Below are 26616 nucleotides of genomic sequence, written 5' to 3'. Positions count from 1 at the left end.
GCCCCCTTGTTGCGCCACGCCCCCTTCGCCGAGCTGAGCGGGCACGAGGTGTACTCGATCTGCAAACTCAGGGTCGACGTGTTCGTCGTCGAACAGAACTGCCCGTACCCGGAACTCGACGGTGCGGACGAGCACGCCTCGACCATCCATTTCTGGCACACCATCGACGGCCGGGTCGTCTCGACTCTCCGACTGCTGCGCACCGGAGCCGAAACCCGGATCGGGAGGGTGTGCACCGCCGTCGATGCACGGGGACGCGGGCTGAGTGCGCAGCTGATGCGGGCCGCGCTCGAACAGGCTGCAGGTGAGCCCGTGGTGATAGGTGCGCAGGTCCAGTTGGAGAAGTGGTACGGCGGTTTCGGATTCGTCAGGAGCGGGCCGGACTACGACGAGGACGGCATCGCGCACCTGCCCATGACACGCGCCGCGTGAGAGAACGGTCCTCCCTACGTCATCAGTTCGAGCGCCGCGTCCTCGATCGTGTTCTCGGACAACAGTACCTGCAGTGCTGCATCACCCAGCGGAACGAAGCTGTTCTCGCTGGCGACCCTGCGCATCCGCCCCGTGTAACCGGCGTCGACGAGAGCTGCGAGAACACCCTCGCCTACTCCGCCTGATCTTCGTGTCTCGTCGACGACCAGAACCCGCGAGGTCGCACTCGCATGAAAGACGATGTCCTCCACTGGCAATGGAGCCAACCATCGCAGATCGACGACCCGGACCCCGATGCCTCTCGCTTCGAGCCTCCGCGCGACTCGCAGACTCATGCGCACACCGTTCGCGAAGGTCACCAGCGTCAGGTCGGTGCCGTTGCCGTACACCCGAGCTCGGCCGATCTCCGCACGCTCGGCCCGGCCGCTGGACAGCCAGCCACCGTCGCCGTCCTCGTGGAGATCCCGAGTGTGGTACAGCGCAATGGGTTCCAGGAAGAGACACACGGCGCCGTGATGATCGGCGGCCGCCGCGCACGCGAGAAGCATGGGCGCTGCGTCGTCGGGATGCGCAGGTGATGCCACGACGATGCCGGGGATGTCCCGCACCGCGGCAACGGCATTGTCGTTGTGGAAATGCCCACCGAAACCTTTCTGATATCCGTAGCCCGCGATGCGGACGATCATCGGATTGCGGAACTGGCGGTGGGAGAAGAACTGCAGTGTCGACGCTTCACCGCGGATCTGGTCCGCCGCATTGTGCAGGTACGCAAGGTACTGGATCTCGGCGATCGGCAACAGACCGGACACTCCGGCACCTGCAGCCAATCCGAGGATCGACTGCTCGTCGAGGACGGTGTCGAACACCCGTGCCGAACCTGCCGAGGCCAGAAGACCGCGCGTGACGCCGTACACACCGCCTTTGCGTGCGACATCTTCACCGAACAGCACCGCCTGCGGATGGCAGTCCAGAATCTGATGCAGCGCACCGTTGATCGACTGCGCCAGAGTCGTACCCTCGGGTAGCTCGATGGCCTCCGAGGAGACATCTCTGACCGCATCGTCCAGCTCGGTCAGCGGCGTCATGACCGCGGCAGCAGAGGCCAGCTGCGGCAGGTCGGCGACGCTGCGGGCAACGGTCGTCACCTCGGTGCGCTTGGCCTCGTACAGCTCCACCACTTCGGCCGCCGTCAGCACTCCCGCGCCGATCAACAGCCGCGCGGTGCCGAGCACCGGATCGCGGGCATGATCGGCGATGATCTCCGCCGAGGACCGGTAGGAGGATTCGACGTCGGACCCCGCGTGTCCCATGAGCCGGACGGTGCCGATGTGGAGGAACGCCGGACGGCGGTGGCGTCGAACCCACGTCGCTGCCGCTGTGGACGCCTCCACCGTGGCAACCAGATCGCTACCGTCGGCGTGGAAGTACTCGAGTCCGGCGCGGCCGGAGAAGTTGGACGCGATCCATCCCGCGGGTGTACGCACGCTGATGCCGATGCCGTTGTCCTCGCACACGAACAGCAACGGCATCGGGACGCCCTGGTACGCGGAATGCACCGCGGTGTTGATGGCACCGAGAGCCGTCGAGTGGTTCGCCGACGCGTCACCGAAACTGCACACCGTCACCGCGTCCGCCTGCCACGGCGAGGGCACTGCAAGCTTGCGCGCGCGAGCGGTCGAGAACGCGACACCCACTGCGCGCGGCAGATGCGAGGCGATGGTCGACGTCTGCGGAATCACCGCCAGATCGGCCCGCCCGAACACCTTGTGCCTGCCGCCGGACATCGGCTCTTCCGTAGCGGCCACGAGCCCCGCCAGCACGTCTCGAATCGGATCGCTCCCGCCGCCCTGTCTGGCGCGCTCGAGGTAGAACGCACCGGAACGGTAGTGCAACAGAGCCGGATCGGTCGGCCGTAGTGCGCCCGCGAGAGCTGCGTTGCCCTCGTGACCGGACGATCCGATCGTGTAGTAGCCCCGGCCCGTCGATCGGAGCCATCGTGCGGCCAGGTCGAGGTGGCGGCTACCGAGTTGGGCGTCGAACAGTTCCAGCGCACGGGCGGGGGTCAGTTCCGACCCCAAGGACCGCGGCGTCACCTGCCGGCCGGTATCTTCCAGGCCGACGTGCTCCAAGAAGTATCCGTCGATCGCTTCGGCCATGCTTCGAGAATAAGCGGCCAGCACCGAGAATAAGCGGCTGACGCACGAGCTAGGGCTTTTTCCACGGCAGGAACACCGCGACGGCGAGTGCGCAGAGCAGCGCGGATCCCACGGTCACGTACGAGGCCAGCTGAAAGCCTTCGAGGCTCGCGGCTTTCATCGAGTACACCAGATCGGCTTTCTGCGCCGCGACGAGCGGATTGGTCGGCGCTTTGACGATCTCGATGACGCTGACGACCGTTTCCCTCGCGAACGCTTTCTGATACGGCTCCATGATCGAATCGGGAATCGCGTCGATCTTGGGCCCCACCTTCGCCGTGTAGATCGATGCGACGATCGATCCCAGCACTGCCACTCCCAGCGTCCCGCCCACTTCGCGGGTGGTGTCGTTGACGGCGCTTCCTGCGCCCGCCTCGTCGAGCGAGACCGAGGACATGATCGATTCGGTGGCGGGACCCTGCACGATCGCCAACCCGAGGCCCATCAGCACCATCGACACCAGAACCGGTCCGAGATACGGAGTTTCGACCTCGACCTGGCCGGCGATGAACATCCCGACGCTCATCACCGCGAGTCCGAACACGATCACGGCCGTCGTGCCGATTCGTTGGGCGATGATCGTCGCCAGCGGTGCGCCGACGGCGATCGACACCGCGAACGGCAACGAATGGATGCCGAACTGCAACGGGCTGAGCTCCATCACGCCCTGGAAGTACTGGGTGATCATGAAGAGGAACCCGAACATGCTGAAGTACCCGATCGCAATGGCCAGGGCAGGCAACGAGAACCGCCTGATCCGGAACAGCGCCATGTCGAGTACCGGGGACTCGGTGCGCAGCTCCCACCACACGAACGTGGCGAGGCTCGCGATGCCGATCACGTACGCGGCAACCGTGACGGTCGACAGCCAACCCTGATGCGGCGCTTCGATGATCGCCCACACGATCACGGTGATTCCGACGAGTGACAGTGCGATACCGAGCGGGTCGTACTTACCGACGTGCGATGCCTTGGACTCCGGTACCAGGAACAGCGCAGCGACCAGAACTGCACCGGCGACAGGGACATTGATCCAGAACACCGAGTGCCACGAGAAGTGTTCGAGCAGAAAGCCGCCCGCGGTGGGCCCGATGGCGATGGCAACACCGGCCATCGCCGTCCACGCCGCGATCGCCAGCGCGCGTTCCTTCGCGTCGGAGAAGATGTTGATGATCAGTGCCAGCGTTGCCGGAAACACTGCTGCAGCGCACACCCCCATCGCGGCGCGAGCGGCGACGACCTGACCGAGGTCGGCGGCGACGGCGCCTCCGATCGACATCACCGCAATGCCTGCCAGACCGGCGGCCATGACTTTTCTGCGGCCGTACCGGTCCCCCAGGTGCCCGAACGCGAGCAGGAGACCCGCGAACGTGAGCGTGTACGCGTCGACGACCCATTGCAGTCCGCTGATGCTCGAGCGCAACTGCAGACCCATGGACGGGAGTGCGACGTTGACGACGGTGTTGTCGAGCACGACCAGCAGCTCGGCTGCACAGATGACGGCAAGCGCGAGGTATCGCCTGCGGGCCGACATCGTCGGCCTTCGATGACGTGTGACGACCGATTGGGGCATGGGAGGTTCCCTTCGACTATGACGCTCTACATAGGTCAGTGAGTCGAAAGTTATCTGTAACTGTCCGTAATAGCAACAGCAGGCTAAGTCGAACCCTCGTCGAGAGCCGCGTGCAACCAGCTCAGAAGCTCGGTCTCGACACGGTCGAGCGCACGGGTGCTGCGCTGCGCCTTCGCAATGATCAACGCGCCCTCGAAGGACGCGATCGCCATGGTCGCGAGCCCACGCGAACGCTCCTGAGACAGCCCTCGCTGCCACAGCGACGCAGCGATCGTGTCCTCCCACGACGTGAAGGATTCACCCGCCGCCGCCAGAGCAGCCGGAGAGTTGACGCCTTCCAGCGCAGCAGGGGCGACCGGACATCCGGCGGTGTATCCGGTCGATTCGAGCTGATCACGGAACCCGCCGATGATTGCTCGCAGAGTCTCGGCAGGCCCGCCGTCGGCCAGGCCGGTCGAGATCATCGACCCCATCAGCGCGCCCGCCGTACGGGTCGCCTCCTCCACCAGCTGCGGCTTTCCCCGCGGGAAATGATGGTAGATGGACCCTCGCGGCGCACCCGCATGTTCTATGACGTCGGCGAGCGACGTCGCCTCGACACCGCGCTCACGAAACAGCATGGCCGCGCTGCGCAGCATGTCCTCGCGCGTCGTGCTTCTGCCCACCGGCGTTCCTCTCCGTCTTATCCCACCCATTGCCTTATCCCACCCATAGTCCGATCCGACCCATGTCCGATCCAGCGCATTGACGTTACCGTCGGTAACACTTACGATTCGGTTGCACTATGTTTCTCAGCATATCTTTGGATGGCCGAGCGCAGCATGAAGGAGCGCATATGGAGATTTCCGGTCCACTCGATCTCGCCTGTGGACAGGTGCTGCCCAACCGCGTGATGAAAGCCGCGTTGAGCGAGGGCCTGGCCGATGCCACGCACGGCCCCGACGCACGCCTCGAACGGCTCTATCGGCGCTGGGGCACGGGCGGATACGGATTGGTCGTGACGGGAAACGTCATGGTCGACCGCAATCATCTCGGCGAACCCGGCAACGTCGTCATCGAGGACGACCGTGACGTGCACGCTCTGACCCGATGGGCCGACGCCGCGCACACCGGCGGCTCCCCGGTGTGGATGCAGCTCAATCATCCTGGACGTCAGGCGAACCCACTCGCCACCCGAGTCAAGCCGGTCGGACCGTCCGCGATCGCCCCGAACATCCCCGGCATCCCCGCGCCGCGGGAGTTGACCGAGTACGACATCGCGGACATCGTCGAGCGATTCGCCCGTGCTGCGGTCGTCGCCGAGAACTCCGGGTTCGACGGTGTGCAGATCCACGGTGCTCACGGATATCTGGTCTCGCAATTCTTGTCGCCTGCCTCGAACAAACGAGGCGATCGATGGGGAGGCGACCTCGACGGACGAATGCGCTTCGTCCTCGAGGTGGTGCGGGCCATTCGAGCCGTCGTCACACCCCGATTCGCCGTCGGCATCAAATTGAACTCCGCGGACTTCCAGAAGGGCGGATTCGGTGAAGAAGAATCCCGGCTGGTCGTCGAGCGGCTCGCCGACGAGCAGCTGGATCTGTTCGAAATCAGTGGCGGCAGTTACGAATCCCCCGCGATGATGGGCAGGCCGAGCCAGGTCGCCGAGAGCACCAAGCGCCGCGAGGCCTATTTCCTGGACTACGCACGGGAAGTCCGACTCGCCGCCGGTGACGTACCCCTCGCCGTCACCGGCGGCTTCCGTACCCGCTCGGCGATGCGCGAGGCGATCGCATCCGGTGACTGCGACGTCATCGGCCTCGGTCGTCCCACCGCGGTGATTCCCGACGCGGCCCACGCCCTGATACGCGGCAACGCCGAGCGTCTCGACTCGCCCCGAATCACACTCGGCCTGCCGAAGAAGTACACGGCATTGAAATCGGTCGACGGCGCTCTGGACCTGCAGTGGCACACCGACCAACTGCATCTCGTCGGCGCGGGCAACGAACCGGATCCGCGTCGACCGCGGTGGCGCACTGCAGTCGGCATGTTGCAGCGCAACGGAATAGACGCGTTCCGCAGCCGGCGTGCAGGCTCGGGTGCGGACACCACGCTCCGGAAATTCCGCCGGGAACGCGCGGTGGGCCGCTACGTCGCCAACCCCCTGATGCGCGGCCTGACGGCGCTGGGCGTCCACGCACCGCTCATGACCGACATCGAAACCACCGGCCGCAAATCCGGACTCGTACGCCGAGTGCCGGTAACCGCATCGTTCGACGACACCGGCGCCTGGATCATCTCCCAACACGGGGTGCGGTCCGGTTGGGGCGCCAACATCGGCGACGAGCCTGCCGTCCGGCTACGCGTCGGAAGCCGGTGGCGTAGTGGTAGCGCCGTGTTCGTTCACGACGACGATGTCGTGGTCAGAGCCCGCTCGTTCGTCGACAACCCGGTGCTGGGCCGAGTCGTCGAATCGGCGTTCAAAGCCCTGGAGACGACACCGATCTCGGTGCGTGTCACGTTCACGGACGATGCTGCTGTGCCTCCGGGAAAACCCACTCACTGAAACTCTGCCACCCGACCTCTGGATAGTCGCTGCGCAGTTGGGTGATGTCGGCGTCGTACCCGGTCGAGGTCAGGAATCCGAACATCGCCGCCATGTCCTGCGAGGAGATCGAGTCCGCGCTGTACGAGTGTGCGGTGACCGGGGTTCCGAGGGCCGCGGCCAACTGCTCGGCCATGCGCCTCGGTGTCGGGTCGTCGGATGCCAGATCGATCCGACGGCCCACGAACGGAGTCGGATCGGCCAGCACGAGCGCGACGAACCGGCCGAGATCGCGTCGGGACAACTGCTGCAGTGGGGTGTCGAGCGGAATCGGCAGGTCCAATCGACCGCGACGGATGTCGTCGATCCCACCGAGAAGATTGTCGTAGAAGTACGTGGGCCCGACGATCGTGAATGGCACGCTCGACGCCCGAAGCACCGCTTCCGTACGAGCCTTGGTCTCGAAATGCGGAATGCCGGTGTTCTTGTCGGCATCGGCGACCGAGGAGAACACGACGTGCGGAACAGCCGCCGAGGTCATCGCGTCGACCAGCGCGGTGCCCTGAGCAACCTCGGCATCCGGACCGTCCTCGAACGGAGTGGTCATCGCGAACACTCCGGCGCACCCCTCGAACGCACGTGCCGTGGCGTCGCGGTCGGTGATGTCCGTCCACACGATCTCGGCTCCCCGCTGCTCGAGTGCATCGCTGCGGGCCGATCGTCGACGCACCAGCGCGCGGACCGGAAGTCCCTTCTCGAACAGGGCATCGACGACAGCGCCGCCTTGGCCACCGGTGGATCCGACTACTGCATAGGGCTTGCTCATACCTCCAGTCTGGCCGAGACCGGTCCCGTCGTCGTCAGTCGGCCGACTGATGTTCTCCGCGTGCCTTCGGCCCACACTGATACGGCACGGCACCACGATTTCTGGAGTTCACTCATGACCGCCGAGATAGTGCTCGAGCCCGCGGTGCGGGCGTTTCTGGATGCTCCACCCCCAGCTTTCGCAGACCCGGACACGCACGCAGATGTCGCCGACGACGCGCGGGTTGTTCTCGACTCCGTGGCGGTACGGATCGTCAGGCCCCGAGACGTGGGCGGCCCGTTACCGGTGGTGCTGTACCTGCACGGCGGCGGAGTGGGTGCACACACACCCGACCGGCTGGTCCGCGAACTCGCGGAGAGAACCGGGGCCGCGGTGCTGATTCCCGAGTGCTCCCCCGACGCCGCCTATCCGATTGCGCTCGAACAGGCATACGCGGCCGCGAAGTGGGTTGCCGACAGCGGCACCGAACACGGCCTCGATTCGACGCGTATGGCCGTGGCCGGCGACTCGATCGGCGGCAACTACGCGATCGCGCTGAGTCTGCTTGCGGTCGAACGCGGGGACTTCGCGCTGCAGCAGCTTGTCGCGATCTGCCCCGCGACGGATCCCTCGTGCGGGAGTGCCTCGCACCGGATGTTCGCGGAGGGCTTTCACCTGCGCCGACGCGACATGCTGACGTTCTGGGAACACTATGCCCCTGACGCGACCGACCTCGCAACGGTGTCGCCGCTGCGGGCGAGCGAGAACCAGCTCGCGGGATGTCCGCCGGCGCTCGTCATCACCGCCGAGGCCGACGTGCTGCGCGACGAAGGCGAGCAGTTCGCCGACCTGCTTCGCGCGGCGGGCGTTCCGACGACGGCGGTCCGGTACGAAGGCACCATCCACGGTTTCGTGACGCTCGACGCACTCGCCCACACCAATGCCGCGACAGCGGCCACGGCTCAGGCTAGTGCGGCGCTGAGATACGCGCTGGCGGAGGCGCAGACTCGATGACTCCCCGCAGTTCGTGACGCTTGCTCACACCGAGTTTCGGATACAGGTGGTAGAGATGCGATCCGATGGTTCGGGGCGACAGGTGCAGTTGCTCACCGATCTGCCGGTTCGTCAGTCCGTCCGCGGCGAGCGCGGCGATGTGCTGTTCCTGCGCGGTCAACGATCCCCATGCGTCGGAGTCCGCGATCGGCGACGTACCCCTGGATCCGCCTGCCGCGCGGAGTTCGGCGCGGGCGATGTCGGCGAACACTACCGATCCGACTCGCTCGAACGTCTCGAAGGCGGCAGCCAGCAGCGGCCGAGCATCCGCGGGCCTGCGGTTGCGACGCAGCCATTCGCCGTAGTGCAGCCTCGCCCGTGCGCGTTCGACGGGCCACTGCTCACCGGCCGGATCGAACACCGCCAACCGGTAGTGCCGCTCCGCCGACCGTGTGGTGTCGCTGACCAATGCAGCGGCGAGATGCCGGAGCAGCCGAATCCGAACGGGCGGAGCTGAACCTATCGCGCGCCCGATGGCGGTGACGGCACGTCTCGCCGCGACATGCTGACCGGATCTGGTGCCGGCCCATGCGAGATCGGCGATCGCCCGCACCGACACCAGGCGATGCACGGGCGTACCGTCGGCGTCGAACAACGTCGTCAGGCGGTCGTATCCGGACCCGAAATCTCCTCGCGCACAGGCGATGAACGCGAGCGTTCGATCGAGATCCACCGCGAGCGCCGGATTGCCCCGCGGCTCGAACAGGCTCCCAGCCCGCGCTGCATGCCCGTTCGCAGCATCGAAATTTCCCCGGTGCGCTTCGATGATCGCCCGGTTCGTCTCGACGATCGAGTCCACGAGAGTCATGCGGCCGACCGCGGCGACGTCGGACGCCGCATCGGCGGCAGCATCGACCTCGTCCCATCTCCCGGTGTCGATCAGCGCTCCGACGAGCGATGCCATCGGTATGGCGCCTGCCCCCACACTGCCTATCTCCTTCAACGATTCGATCCCGCTCGAGAACAGCGCTGCAGCGTCCGCACTGTTGTCGGTCAATGTCGCAGTGGTCCCCTCCGCGAACTCCCAGGAGATCTTCGCGTCGATGGACAGCGCCGGTGCGCGGCGGGGCCGACGTTCGGCCGAGGACGGACGCGCGGACCCCGCGATGTAATCGGAAATCATCCGCCGTACAGACGCTTTCGCAGCATCGGGCATCGGAGTCAGGAACTCGTCGTCGACGGCGCGCGGCTGCGGAATCAGATCCAGCATCTGCGCCAGCCTAGCGCGGGCGGATTCGCCGCCGCTGTAATGCGCTGCCCCCACCGCGGTCGCCAGCATCGCAAGCGGGAGACTGTCGTCCGCGGGCATCGACTCGACCAACGTCCGATACACGATGTCGAAGGACTCCTCGGGGCGCGCGATCTGTAACAGAATCGTCGCCGTGGGAAGAGCTGCGAGACTGCGAATCTCGGGATCGCTCGTGATGCGACGGACCGACGCCGCCAACGCGAGCCCCCACTGCGGATCACCGGCCATGTAGGCCGCATGTGCCGCTCGGGCATACCGCCGCGCAGCATCGAGCTCACCGGGTGAACTCTCCGCCGCCCGCTCCAACGCGCGAGCCACCTCGAAGTAACCGCCGCGCCGCTGAGACAACTCCGCCGCATTCTCGAGCTCCGCGGCAACGGACTCGTCCGGTCCGTCTGCCGCGGCCGCCCGGTGCCACGCACGACACGGCGGATCGAAAGACAGCGTACGCGCGAAATCGACATGCGCCGAACGCCGTTCATCGACAGTGCAATCCGAATACGCAGCCGCACGAGCCAACGGATGCACGAACTGGACACGACGACCATCGACCGTCACCAGCCCCGAACGCTCCGCCTCCGACCACACCGACAGATCGGCACCGAAACCCGCTGCAGCAGTGATCGTATCGACCGATTCGTACCCCGAACCCGACGCCGCGTACAACAACAACCTGCGAGGCTCGGCCGACAAAGCAGCCAGCCGAACCGAGAACAGCGACTGCACCCGGCGAATACGATCCACACCAGCGCCCACCAGCATCCCCGGACCCGATTTCGCCACCGCACGAGAGAACTCCACGATCGCCAGCGGATTACCCTCCGCCTGATGAATGATCTCGAGACGAGCCGCGTGCGACGACACAGCCGGTCCACGATCCATGAGCGCCGCAGCCTCCGCCGCAGACAAACTCGGAACCTCGACAGCCGGAACACCCGGATCCACACCGTCAGGGACACGGTGACCGCGAGCACTGCACAGGGTCGTCATAGGGCCGTTGACGCGGCGAAGCGCGTAGGTGACGATGTCGAGCGAGTCTCGATCCAACAGATGTGCGTCGTCGAGCAGCAGCACCAATGCCCGCTCCGACGCGAGCGTCTCCAGCACGTGCAGAACGGCATGCCGACACGCGAGGGTGTCGACGGCCGGCGAGGGTGCGACGCGGCCGAGAACCTCGTCGAGCGGGCGTCGTAACTGCGGCGGCAGGCTGTCGACGACGGAGAGAACGGGCCAGAGCAACTGCTGGAGTCCGGAGAAGATCTGGTGGGTCTCGGCATCGACGCCCGACGCCGACAGCACGCGCGCCCCGGCGTCGACGGCCTCGGTTCTGGCGTAACGAAGCAGCGTGCTCTTGCCGATGCCCGCTTCGCCGAGAAGCCACAGCATCCGCCGGTCGGCATCGGGACGACGCACCATCCCTGCCAGCACGCCCGCCAGTTCCTCGCGACCGACCAACTCCCCCGCACGGTTCCCGACTGCCATCGAACACCGCCTTGGTTGTAGCAACAATGGACTCTGTGTCCATTGTGACACCGAAGGACGCACTTGTGACGCCGAAGGACGCGCTCGTCGGTTCGACGTGGCGGCGGCTCGATCGACACTGCCCGTACTGTCCGTTTATTCTCGGGTGACGTTCGATGGAGGGAGTGCTGTGTCCTATCGATCCGAGCACTCCGCCGAGCGGCCGAGCGGCGTGGATGCTGCGACCTCGCAGCTACTGTCCGCTATGTCGGTACCTCCGCGTCTGCACCAGCTCGGACCAGTGGACGGCCGCATCGCGCTCGACGAGATGCAAGGCGCGACCACCGCAGTCGACGGCGTCGTCGAGTCGTTTCACACGCTCGCGCTCGGCCCGAGTGGGCTCCTCGGCTTTCGCGTGTTCCGGCCGACGCACGACGTGACAGAGATCCCAGCTGTGATGTACGTCCACGGCGGTCGGTGGGTGTTCGGCGACGGTGACACGCACTCGCGGCTGACCCAGACGATTGCACGTGACGCCGGAGTCGCCCTGTTCGTGCCCGAGTACTCGCGCGCTCCCGAAGCTCGGTATCCGGTGGCGCTCGAAGAATGCATCGCGCTACTACGGTCGATGTACAACTCGGCACGCGAGTGGAACATCGACGCCTCCCGACTCGGGATCGCCGGCGACTGCGCGGGCGCGACGCTGGCCACCGTCGTCGCGCAGTGCTGTCCGGAACTGCTCGGCGCGCAGGTGTTGTTCTATCCGCTGACCGATGCGATGAGGTCGAGCGCGTCCCACGAGAGCATCCATACCAACAACAGTGTGCTCGAATCCGACGACCTCGGGTGGTCGTGGGACTGCTACACCGACGTCGCCGCCACCGGCTGCGAGCCGACCGTGTCTCCGATCTACGCTTCACGTGTCACGCTCGCGGCACTGCCACCCACGTTGATCGTCTCGGCCGACGCCGATCCGGTTCGCGACGAAACCCGTTTGTACGCAAACAGACTCCGGGAAGCAGGAGTGTCGGTCACCGCGGTCCGCTACCTGGGGACGGTACACGATTTCGTCAGCCTCACCGCTCTGCGCCATACCGCACAGACCGGGGCTGCCTTGGAACAGGCATGTTCGTTCCTGCGGTCGCAGCTGCACGCGGCCCTCCCATGAAGGCGGCCCTCCCATGAAGATCGAGCCCCGTTCTCGCCGTTGAATACTCGGCCGAGCTCGCGTAAAACGGCCCTTGTGTTCGAACTGTTGTTCGATTACACTTGTGCCCATGGGGATGCCGGGGGGCACGACAGAAGAGATTCGCCGGGCTGCAGATGCAGCCGCGGCGGACTCGTTGGCAGTTCTGTCGGCCACCCGACGTGCCGAGAACAAGTCCGCCGCTGCAGTCGTCCACGCTGTCCATGATTTGACGGAGCTCCGGTTCGGCACCGAGCAAGACATTCATGAACTCGGCGTCGGCGAACCGGATCTGGGTTTCGCGCGGCGGGCTGTCGAATGCGAAGCTGCCGTATCACTTTCACTGTCTCGGACGGTGACGCGTGACATGGTCACCGTGGGAGCCCAGCTTGCGTGGCGGCTTCCCTCGATCGACTCTGCCTTCACAGCCGGCGACATCGACTATCCGCGGACACGTGCAATCGCCCTCACGTTGGAAAAGGCCAGCGACAAGACAGTTTCCGATCTGGAAGCCGATATACTGGCTGCCGCACTACGTTTGAATACCCGCAGCCTGCGAGAAAATATCTGGAAGGCCTGGTTCGCCTACGATCACGAGGAAGCCTCGGCCGCCCAAAAGGCTGCGGAATCGGAAGAGCGGTGCGCCGATGTCAGGCGCGGTGATGCCGGGACCGCCACTCTGATAGCCAAGATGTCGAGCCTCGAAGGCGCAGAATGCAATGCGGTTCTCGACGAGTTGACGGGGACCGTGTGCGCCAAGGATCCACGCACCAAGAAACAGCTCCGTGGCTTTGCACTCCTGGCGCTCGTGCATCGCGAAGAGTACGTCGCCTGCAGATGTGGACTCGACGAGTGCCCCGTCACGGGAATTGCCAACGAGCTACCCGACCGTAGAAAGCCGCTGATCCAGATTCTGATGGATGTCGAGACATTGCTGGGTCTGACGAACGAGCCCGCGACCCTCTCCGACGGCACCGTCTTGGATCCTACGATAGCTCGCCACATCGCAGCAGATGCGCAGTGGCAGATCATGCTCACCGACACGCTCGACGCCGCGCGCGCTCGACTCGGCACCGACGATGCCGGCGAGGATGACGCCGATGACGCCACCTCATCGACAGCAGCGTCATCGGATGGTCGATCGAAAACCACTGCGACCACTGCGAACAAGCAGGACAGCGAGAACGCACCGCACAGCACGCAGGCTGATGATGGCGGTCCCGAGAGCACAGGCAACATGAACGTGCCCTCCGATTCCGGCCCCAACGATGACCTGGATTCGTCCGACCTGCCCGACGAAGAAGATCTCCCTGACAGCAACGGTCCTGACAACGGGGGTCCAGACAGCGACCCTGATAACGGCGGCCCCGACAACGGGCGGCCTGACGACGGGGGTCCTGACAACGACGACCCCGGAGCCAGTAGTACCGGCGCCGGTCCGGGCGGAAGCACAGAACCACCCGACACCGATCCACCCGACACCGATCCACCGAGAATCGGTCTGCTGGGACGTCCACGCGCCCGAAAGTTCCTCCACCGGGGTCGCATACGGCCGGCAGCGCCTTTACCCCCAGCACCGTTACATCCAGCACCGTTAAGTCCAGCACCGTTACATCCAGCACCGACCGACGGACCGGCGGGAGGATCCACTCGTGTCTCCTCGCGGGGGGAGGAGTCTGCGCTGTCGGCTGCCATCGCGAGCTTCCTTGCCTCCGCTGCGGCCGATCCCTCGTTGACCCAAGGGGTCTATCCGGACGGTCATGGCGGATACACCACGCCGCCACCCGGAGCCTTGACCTACCGCCCGACTGCCGAATTGGTAGCTCTCACCCGTGCAACTCATTGCGCGTGCACTTTCCCTGGGTGCAGTGTGCCTGCAGCACGATGCGAGATCGACCACATCGTTCCGTTCGACCACAACAATCCCCAAGCAGGTGGATGGACGATCCTGTCGAATCTGCAACCGCTCTGCAAGTTTCATCACCAAGCCAAGACATCGAAGCTGTGGAAGGCCGCCAAACTTCACGGCGATTCGATCTACTGGGTATCCACGTCAGGCATTCACCGAATCACACCGTCGACGTACGGGACCGTGATGATTCCGGAGAAGTTCCGCCACACACGAGCCGGCGGCAAGAGTCCCTATGTGCCGTGGACAGCCGGACATTACATCGTCGACCTCGACGGGTACGAGGAGAAGCCGCAACCGGACAAACAGGGCCTGGAGCGGCGACCTTCCGACGCACTGTACGAACCGACCTGGTGGGAAATCAACATCGGTGAAAGCGATGGGAACTGGAATCGAATCGCGAACATCGCCAATCCTGTTGCCGACGGGACCATGCGCGTCCCCACACTCGGTGACATCGCACGCATGACCGATCCCCAGGACCGTGAAGACGCAGCGTTCATCCGCCGAAAGTTCTTCGAGCATCGCGCAGTCATCGCGGCTCGGCACCGGCACAACTACCGAGCGCCCTTCTGATCGCCGAGGTTTCATTGCTAAGCGTAGGAGAGCCAGCGTCACAGGGTTTCAGGGCCCCAGGTGCCTCGTTGCTGCGCGCTGCATTATCCGTTCCGCTTGACGTAACACCGGAGCGTCGACCATCTTTCCTTCGAAGGTGAAGACTCCCTTTCCCGACGCCGCGACATCGAGAACCCCTGTAGCCCAGTTGATCTCGTCGGCCGTCGGAGCGAAGGCATCGCGAATCACCTGCACCTGGCTCGGGTGGATCGCCACCTTGCCGTCGAACCCGACTGCGACGGCGTCGTCGGCCTCGGCGCGCAGCGTGTCGAGGTCACCGATGTCGAGAACCACCGAATCCAGCGCGAACAGTCCCCTGGCCTTGGCCGCCAACAGGGTCGAGGTTCGAACATGGGCGGCGACATCTCGATACCTCCCATCGGCGAAGCGGCTCGAGTTCCCACCCAGTGCGGCGACCAGGTCCTCGGCGCCCCACATCGTGCCCACGACGTTCGGAGCACGCACTATCTGCTGCACGTCTACGGCACCGAGCGGCGATTCGATCAACACGACGACGTCGTAGTCCGCGAGATCGTTCAGCTGGGAAGCACTTTCGGTCTTCGCGAGCATCACCCGCCGGTACCCGGTCTTCGACAGGGCCTGCAGATCGAGAGCGAAGTCCTCGGTCCCGTGCGCGTTCACTCTGACGACGGTGCGGTCGATGTCCAACGCCGACGCCACCAGCGATTCGCGCGCCGCCGGTTTGCCCGCCGCGGCAACTGCATCCTCCAGATCGATGATGGCAACATCGGCGGTCTCTGCGGCCTTGGCGTATCGCTCCGGCCGGTCGGCCGGGCAGAACAACCACGCAGGCCCCGGCGGAATCCATGCCATCAGTGCTCGACCTCGGTCGGTCGCATCTGCACGAGTGTCTTGCGAACCGCAACGGCCACGACGTCGCCGTGTTGGTTACGCCCCGTGTGCTCGAAGGTCACGACTCCCTCTCCTGGACGGCTTTTCGATTCTCTCTTGTCCACGATCGTCGTCTCGGCGTACAGGGTGTCGCCGTGGAACAGCGGCTTCGGAAACTTCACTTCCGAGAAGCCCAGATTGGCAACGATCGTGCCCTGGGTCAGCTGTGCCACCGACAGTCCGACGACCGTCGACAGGGTGAACATCGAATTGACCAGCCGCTCACCGAACGCCGTGCCGGCGCTGTAGGCCGCGTCGAGGTGCAACGCCTGAGTGTTCATGGTCTGCGTGGTGAAGAGCGTGTTGTCTGCCTCGGTGACCGTCCGCCCGGGACGATGCTCGTAGACCACACCGACTTCCATCTCCTCGAACCACAACCCGCGCTGCCGAATACGTGTCACAGTCCCAGACTCCGTCCGATGAGCATGAGCTGAACCTCCGTGGTGCCTTCACCGATCTCGAGGATCTTGCTGTCCCGGTAGTGCCGTGCGACGGTGTACTCGTTCATGAAGCCGTAACCACCGTGGATCTGCGTCGCATCACGTGCGTTGTCCATCGCGGCTTCCGAGGCGACCAGCTTGGCGATCGACGCTTCCTTCTTGAAGTTCTTGCCTGCCAACATCAGTGCGGCTGCGTCGTAATACGCGGTCCGCGCGGCGTGAGCACGGGCCTCCATCCGCGCGATCTTGAAGGAGATCGCCTGATTACGGCTGATCGGTGAACCGAACGCCTCACGATCCTTGGCGTACTTGATGCTTTCGTCGACGCATCCTTGGGCGACACCGACCGACAGCGCCGCGATCGCTATGCGACCCTCGTCGAGGATGTGCAGGAAGTTCGAATATCCGCGCCCCTCGGCGCCGAGGAGATTCTCCTGCGGCACCCGTACGTCGGTGAAGCTCAACGGATGTGTGTCCGACGCGTTCCAACCGACCTTGTCGTATGCCGGCTCGGCGACGAATCCGGGAGTATCGGTCGGAACCAGAATCGACGAGATCTGCTTCTTGCCGGTCGCCTCGTCCACGCCGGTCACCGCGGTCACCGTCACCAGGGCCGTGATGGAGGTCCCCGAGTTGGTGATGAACTGCTTGCTGCCGTTGATGATCCAGTCGTCGCCGTCGCGCTTGGCCGTCGTCTTCGTTCCACCCGCATCGCTACCGGCGCCGGGCTCGGTCAGACCGAACGCAGCGAGATTGGCACCGCTCGCGAGCCGCGGCAGCCACTCCTGCTTCTGCTCCTCGGTACCGAAGCGGAACACCGGCATCGCGCCGAGCGAGACGCCCGCCTCCAGCGTGATCGCGACGCTCTGGTCGACCTTGCCGAGTTCTTCGAGTGCCAGACACAGCGCGAAGTAGTCTCCGCCCATGCCGCCGTACTCCTCGGGGAACGGCAGGCCGAACAGTCCCATGTCGGCCATCCCGGAGACGACCTCGTACGGAAACGAGTGCTCGGCATCGTGTTTCGCCGACACCGGTGCGACGACGGTGCGCGCGAAGTCCGCGACGCTCTTCTTCAACTGCTCGTACTCGTCCGGAAGTGTTCCGGTGGACAGGTATTCGGTCATGCTTGGTTCTCCTCCGACTCGTTCCGACGTGACACTCGCGCCAACAGCTGATCCACTCGCACCTGATCTCCCACCGCGACGAGGAGTTCGACCGTGCCGTCGGTGGGCGCGGTCAGAGCGTGTTCCATCTTCATCGCCTCGACGACGACGAGGGTATCCCCGGTGTGCACCTCGGCCCCGTCGGCAACGCCGACCGCAATGACCGATCCCGGCATCGGACTCGTGATCTCCGCATCACCGGACTGCGCGTCACCCTCTCGCACACTGGCCTCCCGGACTTTCCTGACGGGCCAGGTTCCGTCCGTCCCGGAAATCCAGACGGTGCTGCCGAGCGCAGTGCCGCTCGTGTTGTGCGCGGTGTCTCTGCTGTGTGCGAACGCCCAACTCGTGCGTATATCGTCGATGACGACAGTGACGTCCGATCCAGCGAGAGATGCTGTCAGCGTGCGTGATTCACCGCCATCGACCGATACCACGGCCGCCCGGGGGCGTCCGGTGATTGCCACGTGCACAGTCCGGTCTCCGCTGCTCAGACGCACGACGGTGGGCGCATCGACACCGACACGCCAGCCCGTCGGCACGTCCCACGGATCGGCCCCCAGCATTTCCGACCCCCGCGTTCCAGATCCCAGCGCTCCAGATCCCAGCGTTCCAGACCCCCGCGTTCCAGATCCCAGCACTTCAGACCCCCGCGTTCCAGACCCCCGCGTTCCAGACCCCTCAGGCCCGGGCCATCCGGCGAGCCAGAGCTGAGCCGCGACGGCGACGAGCGCCTCGTCCGGGGCCGTGGATGCCACGAAATCCGGGGCGCGTCGATCGAGCAGGCCGGTATCGAGCCTGCCGGCCACGACATCGTTGTCCGCCAACAGGAATCGCGCGAACTCGATGTTGGTGACGACACCCTGCACCGCCGTACCTGCCAGGGCGCGGTCGAGCGTGCGGAGCGCTGCAGGTCGATCCTCGCCCCATGCGATCACCTTGGACAGCATCGGGTCGTAATCGCTTCCGACAACGGTTCCGACCGAAAGGCCGGAGTCGGTGCGGACGCCGTCACCGACCGGTTCCCGCAGTCCGACGACGTCACCACCGGTGGGGAGGAACCCGCGGCCAGGGTCCTCGGCGTACACGCGCGCCTCGATGGCGTGGCCCGTCAACGTGATCTCGTCCTGGCTGAACCCGAGCTTCTCCCCCGCCGCCACCCTGATCTGCCATTCGACGAGGTCGAGGCCGGTGACCATCTCGGTGACCGGATGCTCCACCTGCAGTCGAGTGTTCATCTCCATGAAGAAGAAGTCGTCGGGCGCGTTCGCCGAGACGATGAACTCCACAGTGCCTGCGCCGGTGTAGTCGACGCTGCGCGCGGTATTGCAGGCCGCCTCACCGATCCGGGCCCTGGCATCCGCGTCGAGAAGCGGCGACGGCGCCTCCTCGATGACTTTCTGGTGGCGTCGCTGCAGACTGCATTCACGCTCACCGAGATGTACGACGTTTCCGTGTTCGTCGGCCAGGATCTGCACCTCGATGTGTCGCGGCGTCAACACGAATCGTTCGAGGAACAGGGTGTCATCGCCGAACGACGACGACGCCTCCCGCCGCGCGCTCGTCAGTGCCGACGCCAGATCGGCGTGCTTCTCGACCAGGCGCATACCTTTGCCGCCGCCGCCTGCGGACGGCTTGACCAGGATCGGGTAGCCGATGTCGGCGGCCGCTTCGATCAGCTCCGCATCGGTCAGACCGGGGCGAGCGATTCCAGGGACGACGGGTACACCGAATGCGGACACGGCGTTCTTGGCCGTGATCTTGTCGCCCATCACTTCGATCGCCTTCACCGAAGGCCCGAGGAAGGCGATCCCGGCGGCGCTGCATGCTACGGCGAAATCTGCGTTCTCGGAAAGGAACCCGTAACCGGGGTGGATCGCCTGCGCGCCGGTTGCTGTCGCGGCGGCGATGACCTTGTCGACATCGAGGTAACTCGCCCGCGCCGATGCGGGCCCCACACGGACGGCGGTGTCGGCTTCCCGTACGTGCCGGGCGTCCGCATCGGCGTCACTGTAGACGGCGACGGAACGGATTCCCATGCGCCGCAGAGTGCGTATCACTCGTACCGCGATTTCGCCGCGGTTTGCGATCAGTACTGTGTCGATCTGTCCGGTCATGGCTCTGTCACATCCTGAAAACGCCGTAGGAGACCGGCTCGATCGGCGCGTTCGCACACGCCGAGAGTGCCAGTCCGAGAACATTTCTGGTGTCTGCCGGGTCGATGATTCCGTCGTCCCAGATGCGCGCCGTCGAATAGTACGGGTTGCCCTGCGACTCGTACTGCTCGCGAACCGGCGCCTTGAAGCTCTCCTGGTCGTCTTCCGACCACGGCTTGCCTGCGGCATCGAGCTGTTCGCTTCGCACGGTCGCGAGCACCGAGGCCGCCTGTTCGCCGCCCATGACGGAGATGCGCGCGTTCGGCCACATGAACAGGAATCGCGGCGAGTACGCCCGCCCGCACATCGAGTAGTTTCCAGCGCCGTACGACCCTCCGATGACGACGGTCAGCTTGGGAACCCGCGCACACGCGACGGCTGTCACCATCTTGGCGCCGTGCTTGGCGATACCGCCTGCCTCGTAATCTCGCCCGACCATGAAGCCGGAGATGTTCTGCAGGAACACCAAGGGGATGCTGCGCTTGTCGCACAGCTCGATGAAGTGCGCGCCCTTCATCGCGGACTCGGCGAACAGCACGCCGTTGTTGGCGACGATGCCCACCGGATGGCCATGAATGTGTGCGAAACCGGTGACGAGCGTCTTGCCGTACTCGGCCTTGAACTCGTCGAACTCCCCGGCATCGACGACGCGGGTGATCACTTCCCTGACGTCGTACGGCGTCCTGGAATCGGTGGGAACGATGTCGTAGAGATCGTGCTGATCGGCGATCGGCTCACGGGTCGGTTCGACGTCCCATGGCCTATTCGCCCGCGGCCCGAAGGTCTTCACGATGCGACGTACACGGCGCAACGCGTCGCGGTCGTCGTCGGCGAGATAGTCGGTGACTCCGGAGATCTTCGAGTGCAGATCACCACCGCCGAGTTCCTCTGCCGTGACGACCTCACCGGTTGCGGCCTTCACCAGCGGCGGACCGCCGAGGAAGATCGTTCCCTGATTCTTGACGATGATGGCCTCGTCGCTCATTGCCGGTACGTATGCACCGCCCGCGGTGCAGGATCCGAGCACCGCCGCGATCTGCGGAATCCCCTTGGCGCTCATCGTCGCCTGGTTGTAGAAGATGCGGCCGAAATGGTCGCGGTCCGGGAAGACCTCGTCCTGCCGGGGCAGAAACGCTCCTCCCGAGTCGACGAGGTAGATGCAGGGCAACAGGTTCTGTGCCGCGATCTCCTGGGCACGCAGATGCTTCTTGACCGTCATCGGATAGTAGGTGCCGCCCTTGACGGTGGCGTCGTTCGCGACGATGACGCACTCGCGGCCCGATACCCGGCCGATGCCGGCGATCATTCCGGCGCCGGGGCTTTCGTCGTCGTACATTCCGTTGGCGGCGAGCGGTGCGATCTCGAGGAAGGGACTTCCTGGATCGAGCAGTTCGTCGACACGATCACGAGGGAGGAGTTTGCCGCGAGCGATGTGGCGCTCGCGTGACTTCTCGCTGCCTCCGCGGGCCGCGAGCGCCAATGCGTCGGCCAGCTCGGTGACGAGCTTTTCGTGATTCGCTCGAAACCCGGACGATTCGACTGCCATAGGGGGGTGACCTCGTTCTCGTCGACAACTCGGGGATAGTTTCAGTTAATCCCGACTAACTGCCCTTTCAGTAAACTACGATTAACCGAAATTGTCCAGGATGTACCCGAGAGCGAGGACTGCGATGGTGGACTCCGGCACCCGTACGCCGACGACGCGCGAGGTGAAAAAGGCCGAGCGGCGGTCCGAGTTGCTCGCCGCGGCGGCCACGCTGTTCGCGGACCGCGGGTTCGCAGGCGTACGGCTCGAAGACCTCGGTGCGGCCGTCGGCATCAGCGGCCCTGCCGTCTATCGGCACTTCCCCAACAAGGAGGCCGTACTCGTCGAACTACTGGTCGACATCTCCGAATACCTGCTCGCCGGCGGTCAGCGGGTCGCGGCCACCGCCGCCGAGCCGGCGCAGATACTGGCAGAACTCGTCGACTTCCACCTCGATTTCGCCCTCGAATCCCCAGCCCTGATCCGCATACAGGACCGAGACCTCCAGTCACTCCCCGAGGCCGCGCGGCGCACCGTCCGGCGCAAGCAGCGCGAGTACGTCGAGATCTGGGTCGGAGTGCTTCGTGAATTTCACAGCACACGCGAACTCCAGAACACGCACGAACTTCACAGCACGCACGAATTCCAGAACACGCGCGAACTTCACAGCACAATGGAGGAGGCCGACGCACGCACCACCGCGCACGCGGCATTCGGGCTGATGAACTCGACTCCGTTCAGTGCGAACCGGACGGTGTCCACACGATCGCGTGTTCTACTACGCGCCATGACCATCGGCGCGCTGGCACTGAACTGAGTCGAGAACCGAAACAGATCAGATCAGATCAGATCAGGGTGCCGACATCCTCGACTACCAGATGATCCAACGCGCGCTCGGCCACCGCTGCGATGGTCATCGACGGATTGCATGCTGCCGAGTTTCCGGGCATCAAGGCACCGTCGAGCACGTACAGACCGGGCTGCCCCAGCACTCGGCCTTCCAGATCGCACACCGATCCCATGTTGGCGCCGCCGAGCGGATGCCACGTGGTCGGCACGACCGCGTTGGTGTCGACGAGCAAGGTCGAAGGCCCCGCGATCCGAGCCGCGACCGGACCGATTCGCGAGGTCTGAATCTCGTGGTCCCCTTCTCGTGGCCACTGCAGCACCGCGTCGTCGATGGCGGCGTCGTAGACGAATCGGCCACGACCCGAACTCACGCCGTAGCCCACCATGACCGTGCTGCGCGAATCGAGACCGAGAGGGGGAAACGACGCTTGAATGACGGTGATCGCCGCTGTCGGATCGTCCCACTGCAGGCTTCCGTAGATCACCGGGCCACCCCCCTTCTCCCCGAAGCCGTTGACAGGATCGGTCCACACATAGATGCGGTCGGCGTTGGTACCCCAGCCTGCGCCGAGCGCATCCGGCATGTCCGGTATCCGGCCCGTCGCCGACGCGCGCAGTAGCAGCTTGGTCGTGTTGGCGCTCCCGGCTGCCATGACCAACGCCTTCGTGGTCAGAATCTTGTTCTCCACCACCGTGCCCGACGCGTCGGTGCGGTCCACGTACACCGTCCACCGCCCGTCCGGTGCCCGCTCGACGTCGCGAACCTCGTGCAGCGTTTCGACCGTCACCAGACCGGTCGCCTCCGCCGCCGCGATGTAGGTGACATCGACCGAGTGCTTGCCCCCGTTGTTGACACCGAGCGCGCCGTCGCCGTTGGTGTACGACGGCTTCATCTCCCCGCGCAGCTCGGCAAGTGCGTAATTCCAGTCGATCGGCATCGGGATCTTCGAGACGGGGTAGCCCTCGCGAGTGGCGTTGCGTGCGAATGTCCGCGCCGCCTCGTAGTTGGGGCTCGCGATCAATTCATCCGGCGCCGTTGCCAATTGGAGCATCCGGGCAACGCGGGGATAGTGCACCCGGTCCATCGTGGCCCAGTCCAGTTCCTGCGGAAAGTTCGCCTCGAACACGTGCTGCGCCGGCTGCAAGGTCATGCCCTGATACACCAGCGATCCGCCGCCGACTCCCGCGGCACAGAGCGCAGTCATGTTGTCGCCGACCACGGCCTCCAACAGTCCCGCGTACGGTTCGAATGCAAGGGGCGTGCCGAAGAGTTGCGGATTCGACCGATGCCACAGAATCCGCTTGTCCGGCGACGCGGCGTGCGGGAACGTATCCGCATCGGGGCCAGTGGGCCAGCGCAGCCCGCGTTCGAGCAACGTGACCGGCACCCCCGCCTCCGCCAACCGAAGAGCAGTCACACCGCCCCCGAAACCGGACCCGATGACGACCACTCGATGGTCCTCGCGTGTGAGCGGGATCCTCTCCGTCCGTGCCCCCGTCCTCGCTCCGGCAACGGGATTGCCGACGAACGCGGCCCCCGCCACCGCTGCACCTGCGAGAAACGAACGCCTACTGAATCCGGACAAGATGTACCCCCACATCGTTACGTGGGCTACAAACTAGACAGAAGATAGAACTATGTCAAGATCGCGTTCAGCGCGGGCTCCAGCCATCGGCCCAGGAATTCACGCAGCTTCGCGTCGGTCCGTACCGCGTCGCTCTCGAACGAGACCACCGACAGAGCGAGACGGAGCGATATCTCGACGATGTCGTCGAGATCGTTGCGTGTAACCAGATTTCGCTCGACCATCGGTTCCAACAGTCCTCGCGCAACGGGTTTCGCCCTCGCGATCATTCCGTCGTCGAACACCGGGTTGCCCTGCTCGGCGACGAGCAACGCCATGAGAACCGGATGCGTTCGTACCGCGGATCTTCCGGCGACGATCACTTCCACGACGTACTCGCTAGCGCTCTCCACCGTGTCCAGCCGAGCTCGGATTCCGCTCAACACCTCCAGCGTCAATCCCGCCATCGCCTGGGAGACAACCTCTTCACGCGAGCCGAAGATGGAGTACACCGTCTGTCGTGAGACACCGGCGGCCGACGCGATCGACGCGACACTGACCCCCTCGAACCCACCGGCCTCGATCAGCCGCAACGTGGCGTTCAGAATCCTCTGACGTGACCGCATGTCCACATTATGTACGCAGACTCCCCAGAAACGCAGACACCCCAGAAATGCAGACTCCCATGCACGCAGACTCCCCCAGAAACGCCGGACTCACGTACGCAGGCCCCCACGTACGCGCCGCGCCCGCTATGCGCGCACCGGTGACGACGTGACGACCACGCGCCTGAGTTCGACGCGTGTCGCTCGGTAGATCTCCGCCAGATTCGCATCCTCGCCCGCGTCGACGCGGGTTGCCCAGTCGTCGAACGCGATTCGCAGCGTCATACCGACGCCCTCGACCAGTAGGCGAGCGAACGTGAACGATTCACGTCCCCCGAGTTTCGACGCGACCGCGTCGGTCAACCTGCACATCTTCCTGGCATCGAACGCGATGGCGGTGGCTCGCAGATGCGCATCGGTGACGATCAGCCGGCGTGCTCGAAGTACGCGACTGCGCGTGTCGTCGGCGGATTCGACCAGCCGGACCGCGGCTCGCTCGTAGATCTCTTCGATACCGGCGAAGTCGATGTCACCGGAATCGGTAGTGGCGAGCCATGCTTCGATCTCGGCGTCGACATCGGAGTCGGTCGCGAGGATCGACTCCTCCTTCGTCGGGAAATGGCGAAAGAAGGTGCTGGCCGAGACACCCGCGGCACGCGCGATCTCGTCGACGGTCGTCGCCGCGACACCGTTGCGTTCGAACAGGTCGAGCGCAGCGCGATTGATCTCGAGCCGGGTCTCCCGGCGTCGGCGTTCTCTGAGGTCCGGCACATCGCTGGCCATGGCTGCTCCCTTTCGTCGGTCACAAAGTACCAACAGATATCAAGTTGACAGTCACCGTCACTTTGAATCAGACTACCAAGTAATACTCGGGACACACTTCGCCAAGGGGATCGTCACCTCCATGCACACAGACGCAATCGAATCGGACTCAACGCGGCCCGCCGCCGACAAGCTCCCTCCCGGTAGCACACTGCTTATCGGCGTACTCGTCGTCGCATCGTTCGTGATGATCCTCAACGAGACGATCATGAGCGTCGCGCTACCGCGGTTGATGGTCGACCTCGAGATCACTGCGACCACCGCACAGTGGCTCACCACCGGTTTCATGCTGACCATGGCGGTCGTCATCCCCACCACCGGATTTCTGTTCCAGCGGTTCACGCTGCGCCAGGTGTTCGCCACTGCCATGACGCTGTTCAGCGCCGGAACGCTCCTCGCGGCATCGGCCCCTGGCTTCGAACTGCTTCTCGCCGGCCGTGTCGTGCAGGCCAGCGGCACCGCACTGATGATCCCGCTGTTGATCAACACGGTGCTCAACGTCGTGCCCGCCCAGCAGCGCGGCCGGATGATGGGTGTCATCTCGATCGTCATCGCCGTCGCACCGGCAGTGGGCCCGACTATCTCGGGTGTCATCCTCGACGCACTCGACTGGCGCTGGATGTTCTGGCTCGTGCTTCCCATCGCGCTCATCGCGTTCGCTGTCGGAGCTGCGCTGGTCAAGAACGTCACACCGACAACGAAACCCTCGTTCGACGCGCTGTCGGTGGTCTTGTCGGCGCTCGCCTTCGGTGGCCTCGTCTACGGGCTCAGCAGCATCGGCCACTCCGCCGAAGAATCGTACGTACCGGTGTGGGTTCCGCTCGTCGTCGGCGCGGTGTCGCTCGTCGTGTTCGTGCTGCGCCAGCTCGCACGCCAGGGTGAAGGCAAGGCGTTGCTCGATCTTCGCCCCTTCGCCACACCGACCTTCAGCATCGGGCTCGGCATGCTTGCGCTGAGCATGATGGCCTTGTTCGGCGCGCTCATCCTGCTGCCGATCTACCTGCAGAACATCCGCGGACTCGACACACTCACCACTGGCCTGATGTTGCTGCCCGGCGGATTGATGATGGGTCTGTTCTCCCCGTTCGTCGGTCGAGCATTCGACCGTATCGGCCCACGCCCGCTGGTCATACCCGGTGCGATCATCGTCAGTTCGGCTCTGTGGTTGATGACGTTGCTCGACGCCGCATCCCCGCTACCGATGGTCGTCGCCATTCACTGCATGCTCTCTGCAGGCCTCGCGACGGTGCTGACGCCGCTGATGACGTCCTCGCTCGGTTCGCTTCCGACACTGCTCTACTCGCACGGAAGCGCGATCTTCAACACCGCTCAGCAGCTTGCCGGTGCCGCGGGAACCGCACTGTTCGTGACCGTCATGACGACGACGGCCACCTCGCGCGTCACCTCCGGATCGACCGATCTCGCCGCCAACGAGGCAGGTATTCACGCCGCATTCCTGTGCGGCGGCATCGTCTCGCTCATCGCAGTGGTCGCAGCGTTCTTCATCCGGAAGCCTGCTGCGGACACCACCTCGACGACGGTCGTCGAGGCGGAACCCGCAGCAGTCCGATAGCTCG

At 64.9% G+C, this 26616-nt stretch carries 20 protein-coding genes; 7 read left to right on the top strand and 13 right to left on the bottom strand.

The window, feature by feature from the left end; all coding sequences use genetic code 11:
- Positions 1-6 precede the first annotated feature (6 nt).
- A complete protein-coding gene (locus tag RY1_RS20830) occupies positions 7-432 on the top strand; it encodes a GNAT family N-acetyltransferase (RefSeq protein ID WP_084727657.1) in 426 nt (141 codons plus the stop codon).
- A 14-nt stretch (positions 433-446) separates the two neighbouring features.
- Here RY1_RS20830 and RY1_RS20825 read toward each other — a convergent pair whose 3' ends face one another.
- From RY1_RS20825 to RY1_RS20815, 3 genes are all read right to left on the bottom strand, one after another.
- Positions 447-2588, bottom strand: a complete 2142-nt coding sequence (locus RY1_RS20825) for a thiamine pyrophosphate-dependent enzyme (protein ID WP_072805937.1) — start codon at positions 2586-2588, stop codon at positions 447-449.
- A 49-nt stretch (positions 2589-2637) separates the two neighbouring features.
- The gene (locus tag RY1_RS20820; RefSeq protein ID WP_072805936.1) at positions 2638-4200 is read right to left on the bottom strand and encodes an MFS transporter; all 1563 of its coding nucleotides are present in this window, start codon (positions 4198-4200) and stop codon (positions 2638-2640) included.
- Positions 4201-4283: 83 nt separating this feature from the next.
- The gene (locus RY1_RS20815) at positions 4284-4865 is read right to left on the bottom strand and encodes a TetR/AcrR family transcriptional regulator (protein WP_245819812.1); all 582 of its coding nucleotides are present in this window, start codon (positions 4863-4865) and stop codon (positions 4284-4286) included.
- Between the two features lie 170 nt (positions 4866-5035).
- On the opposite strand from RY1_RS20815, the gene RY1_RS20810 reads away from it, so the two are divergent.
- On the top strand, positions 5036-6745 hold the full coding sequence (locus tag RY1_RS20810; protein ID WP_072805934.1) for a nitroreductase family deazaflavin-dependent oxidoreductase: 1710 nt from the start codon (positions 5036-5038) through the stop codon (positions 6743-6745).
- Here RY1_RS20810 and RY1_RS20805 read toward each other — a convergent pair.
- Entirely contained in the window at positions 6702-7550 is an 849-nt protein-coding gene (locus RY1_RS20805; protein WP_072806007.1) for an NmrA/HSCARG family protein, read from the bottom strand. The genes RY1_RS20810 and RY1_RS20805 overlap by 44 nt on opposite strands.
- Before the next feature lie 114 nt (positions 7551-7664).
- Between RY1_RS20805 and RY1_RS20800 the strand changes: the two genes are divergently transcribed.
- Positions 7665-8543, top strand: coding sequence for an alpha/beta hydrolase (locus RY1_RS20800; protein ID WP_072805933.1), 879 nt, complete (start codon positions 7665-7667; stop codon positions 8541-8543).
- On the opposite strand, the gene RY1_RS20795 is transcribed toward RY1_RS20800, so the two are convergent.
- Entirely contained in the window at positions 8497-11313 is a 2817-nt protein-coding gene (locus tag RY1_RS20795; RefSeq protein ID WP_072805932.1) for an AAA family ATPase, read from the bottom strand. The genes RY1_RS20800 and RY1_RS20795 overlap by 47 nt on opposite strands.
- Positions 11314-11482: 169 nt before the next feature.
- Between RY1_RS20795 and RY1_RS20790 the strand changes: the two genes are divergently transcribed.
- Both RY1_RS20790 and RY1_RS30710 read left to right on the top strand, forming a co-directional pair.
- The gene (locus tag RY1_RS20790) at positions 11483-12460 is read left to right on the top strand and encodes an alpha/beta hydrolase (RefSeq protein ID WP_245819811.1); all 978 of its coding nucleotides are present in this window, start codon (positions 11483-11485) and stop codon (positions 12458-12460) included.
- 109 nt (positions 12461-12569) lie between these two features.
- Positions 12570-14963 carry an HNH endonuclease signature motif containing protein gene (locus RY1_RS30710; protein WP_245819809.1) on the top strand — a complete coding sequence of 798 codons (2394 nt, stop codon included), beginning with the start codon at positions 12570-12572 and terminating at the stop codon, positions 14961-14963.
- Positions 14964-15011: 48 nt separating this feature from the next.
- Here the strand turns inward: RY1_RS30710 and RY1_RS20780 are convergent, their stop codons facing one another.
- From RY1_RS20780 to RY1_RS20760, 5 genes are read right to left on the bottom strand one after another with little or no spacing between them, the layout of a single operon-like run.
- Complete coding sequence (locus RY1_RS20780; RefSeq protein ID WP_072805931.1) at positions 15012-15836, bottom strand: HpcH/HpaI aldolase/citrate lyase family protein; 825 nt, start codon at positions 15834-15836, stop codon at positions 15012-15014.
- On the bottom strand, positions 15836-16315 hold the full coding sequence (locus RY1_RS20775) for a MaoC family dehydratase (protein WP_371829492.1): 480 nt from the start codon (positions 16313-16315) through the stop codon (positions 15836-15838). The genes RY1_RS20780 and RY1_RS20775 overlap by 1 nt, the downstream gene beginning before the upstream one ends.
- Positions 16312-17478: an acyl-CoA dehydrogenase family protein gene (locus RY1_RS20770; protein ID WP_072805930.1), complete on the bottom strand. Its 1167-nt coding sequence runs from the start codon at positions 17476-17478 to the stop codon at positions 16312-16314. The genes RY1_RS20775 and RY1_RS20770 overlap by 4 nt, the downstream gene beginning before the upstream one ends.
- Positions 17475-19634 (bottom strand): acetyl/propionyl/methylcrotonyl-CoA carboxylase subunit alpha, encoded by a 2160-nt coding sequence (locus RY1_RS20765; RefSeq protein ID WP_072805929.1) that lies wholly within the window; start codon positions 19632-19634, stop codon positions 17475-17477. The genes RY1_RS20770 and RY1_RS20765 overlap by 4 nt, the downstream gene beginning before the upstream one ends.
- 7 nt (positions 19635-19641) lie before the next feature.
- Positions 19642-21219, bottom strand: coding sequence for a carboxyl transferase domain-containing protein (locus RY1_RS20760; protein ID WP_072805928.1), 1578 nt, complete (start codon positions 21217-21219; stop codon positions 19642-19644).
- 124 nt (positions 21220-21343) lie between these two features.
- Here RY1_RS20760 and RY1_RS20755 point away from each other — a divergent pair, with 124 nt between their 5' ends.
- Positions 21344-22015: a TetR/AcrR family transcriptional regulator gene (locus RY1_RS20755; protein WP_072805927.1), complete on the top strand. Its 672-nt coding sequence runs from the start codon at positions 21344-21346 to the stop codon at positions 22013-22015.
- A gap of 28 nt (positions 22016-22043) precedes the next feature.
- Here RY1_RS20755 and RY1_RS20750 read toward each other — a convergent pair whose 3' ends face one another.
- The 3 genes from RY1_RS20750 to RY1_RS20740 all read right to left on the bottom strand — a co-directional run bounded on the left by RY1_RS20750 (position 22044) and on the right by RY1_RS20740 (position 25000).
- Positions 22044-23633 (bottom strand): GMC oxidoreductase, encoded by a 1590-nt coding sequence (locus RY1_RS20750; RefSeq protein ID WP_072806004.1) that lies wholly within the window; start codon positions 23631-23633, stop codon positions 22044-22046.
- 50 nt (positions 23634-23683) lie between these two features.
- Complete coding sequence (locus RY1_RS20745) at positions 23684-24238, bottom strand: TetR/AcrR family transcriptional regulator (RefSeq protein ID WP_072805926.1); 555 nt, start codon at positions 24236-24238, stop codon at positions 23684-23686.
- 126 nt (positions 24239-24364) lie between these two features.
- Positions 24365-25000 (bottom strand): TetR/AcrR family transcriptional regulator, encoded by a 636-nt coding sequence (locus RY1_RS20740; protein ID WP_072805925.1) that lies wholly within the window; start codon positions 24998-25000, stop codon positions 24365-24367.
- 121 nt (positions 25001-25121) lie between these two features.
- On the opposite strand from RY1_RS20740, the gene RY1_RS20735 reads away from it, so the two are divergent.
- Positions 25122-26612 carry an MDR family MFS transporter gene (locus tag RY1_RS20735; protein WP_072805924.1) on the top strand — a complete coding sequence of 497 codons (1491 nt, stop codon included), beginning with the start codon at positions 25122-25124 and terminating at the stop codon, positions 26610-26612.
- Positions 26613-26616 lie beyond the last annotated feature (4 nt).

The organism is Rhodococcus yunnanensis NBRC 103083 (genome assembly GCF_001895005.1).
Lineage (GTDB): Bacteria > Actinomycetota > Actinomycetes > Mycobacteriales > Mycobacteriaceae > Rhodococcoides > Rhodococcoides yunnanense.
The sequence above is the reverse complement of the archived record's forward strand: the minus strand, read 5'-3'. Positions and strand labels throughout refer to the sequence as shown.

Excerpts from the sequence above, each read along its gene's own strand:
- RY1_RS20825 (WP_072805937.1), bottom strand. The coding sequence starts at position 2,588 with ATGGCCGAAGCGATCGACGGATACTTCTTGGAGCACGTCGGCCTGGAA.
- RY1_RS20820 (WP_072805936.1), bottom strand. The coding sequence starts at position 4,200 with ATGCCCCAATCGGTCGTCACACGTCATCGAAGGCCGACGATGTCGGCC.
- RY1_RS20810 (WP_072805934.1), top strand. The coding sequence starts at position 5,036 with ATGGAGATTTCCGGTCCACTCGATCTCGCCTGTGGACAGGTGCTGCCC.
- RY1_RS20805 (WP_072806007.1), bottom strand. The coding sequence starts at position 7,550 with ATGAGCAAGCCCTATGCAGTAGTCGGATCCACCGGTGGCCAAGGCGGC.
- RY1_RS20800 (WP_072805933.1), top strand. The coding sequence starts at position 7,665 with ATGACCGCCGAGATAGTGCTCGAGCCCGCGGTGCGGGCGTTTCTGGAT.
- RY1_RS20795 (WP_072805932.1), bottom strand. The coding sequence starts at position 11,313 with ATGGCAGTCGGGAACCGTGCGGGGGAGTTGGTCGGTCGCGAGGAACTG.
- RY1_RS30710 (WP_245819809.1), top strand. The coding sequence starts at position 12,570 with ATGGGGATGCCGGGGGGCACGACAGAAGAGATTCGCCGGGCTGCAGAT.
- RY1_RS20780 (WP_072805931.1), bottom strand. The coding sequence starts at position 15,836 with ATGGCATGGATTCCGCCGGGGCCTGCGTGGTTGTTCTGCCCGGCCGAC.
- RY1_RS20770 (WP_072805930.1), bottom strand. The coding sequence starts at position 17,478 with ATGACCGAATACCTGTCCACCGGAACACTTCCGGACGAGTACGAGCAG.
- RY1_RS20765 (WP_072805929.1), bottom strand. The coding sequence starts at position 19,634 with ATGACCGGACAGATCGACACAGTACTGATCGCAAACCGCGGCGAAATC.
- RY1_RS20760 (WP_072805928.1), bottom strand. The coding sequence starts at position 21,219 with ATGGCAGTCGAATCGTCCGGGTTTCGAGCGAATCACGAAAAGCTCGTC.
- RY1_RS20755 (WP_072805927.1), top strand. The coding sequence starts at position 21,344 with ATGGTGGACTCCGGCACCCGTACGCCGACGACGCGCGAGGTGAAAAAG.
- RY1_RS20745 (WP_072805926.1), bottom strand. The coding sequence starts at position 24,238 with ATGCGGTCACGTCAGAGGATTCTGAACGCCACGTTGCGGCTGATCGAG.
- RY1_RS20740 (WP_072805925.1), bottom strand. The coding sequence starts at position 25,000 with ATGGCCAGCGATGTGCCGGACCTCAGAGAACGCCGACGCCGGGAGACC.
- RY1_RS20735 (WP_072805924.1), top strand. The coding sequence starts at position 25,122 with ATGCACACAGACGCAATCGAATCGGACTCAACGCGGCCCGCCGCCGAC.